1 rRNA gene is annotated in these 1,137 nt (G+C 49.9%); it reads left to right on the top strand.

Going from position 1 to position 1,137, the window contains the following annotated elements:
- A 23S ribosomal RNA gene (locus VJL_RS10735) occupies nt 1-1,137 on the top strand; the annotation flags it as partial.

Raw genomic sequence — 1,137 nt, 5'->3', positions numbered from 1 at the left:
TGGATGCCTTGGCAGTCAGAGGCGATGAAGGACGTATTAACTTGCGATAAGCCCAGATTAGGTAGTAAAAACCACTTGAGTCTGGGATTTCCGAATGGGGAAACCCACTAGCATAAGCTAGTATCGCTGCGTGAATACATAGCGCAGCGAGGCGAACCGGGGGAACTGAAACATCTAAGTACCCCGAGGAAAAGAAATCAACCGAGATTCCGAAAGTAGCGGCGAGCGAAATTGGACTAGCCCTTAAGCTTTATATGCGTTAGACGAACGGTCTGGAAAGTCCGGCAATAAAGGGTGATAGCCCCGTAGTTGACAACGCACATTCAGTGAAATCGAGTAGGGCGGGACACGTGATATCCTGTCTGAATATGGGGGGACCATCCTCCAAGGCTAAATACTACTGACTGACCGATAGTGAACCAGTACCGTGAGGGAAAGGCGAAAAGAACCCCTGTGAGGGGAGTGAAATAGAACCTGAAACCGTGTACGTACAAGCAGTAGGAGCACCTTCGTGGTGTGACTGCGTACCTTTTGTATAATGGGTCAGCGACTTATATTCAGTGGCAAGGTTAACCATCTAGGGGAGCCGTAGCGAAAGCGAGTGTTAACTGCGCGACTTAGTCGCTGGATATAGACCCGAAACCAGGTGATCTAGCCATGGGCAGGTTGAAGATTGAGTAACATCAATTGGAGGACCGAACCGACTAATGTTGAAAAATTAGCGGATGACTTGTGGCTAGGGGTGAAAGGCCAATCAAACCTGGAGATAGCTGGTTCTCCCCGAAAGCTATTTAGGTAGCGCCTCGGACGAATACTACTGGGGGTAGAGCACTGTTAAGGCTAGGGGGTCATCCCGACTTACCAACCCTTTGCAAACTCCGAATACCAGTAAGTACTATCCGGGAGACACACGGCGGGTGCTAACGTCCGTCGTGGAGAGGGAAACAACCCAGACCGCCAGCTAAGGTCCCAAATTATTACTAAGTGGGAAACGATGTGGGAAGGCTCAGACAGCCAGGATGTTGGCTTAGAAGCAGCCATCATTTAAAGAAAGCGTAATAGCTCACTGGTCGAGTCGGCCTGCGCGGAAGATGTAACGGGGCTAAGTAATAAACCGAAGCTGCGGCAATGAAGTTT

It is taken from the genome of Vibrio jasicida CAIM 1864 = LMG 25398, assembly GCF_000400365.1.
GTDB classification, from domain to species: Bacteria; Pseudomonadota; Gammaproteobacteria; order Enterobacterales; family Vibrionaceae; genus Vibrio; species Vibrio jasicida.
The sequence above is the reverse complement of the archived record's forward strand: the minus strand, read 5'-3'. Positions and strand labels throughout refer to the sequence as shown.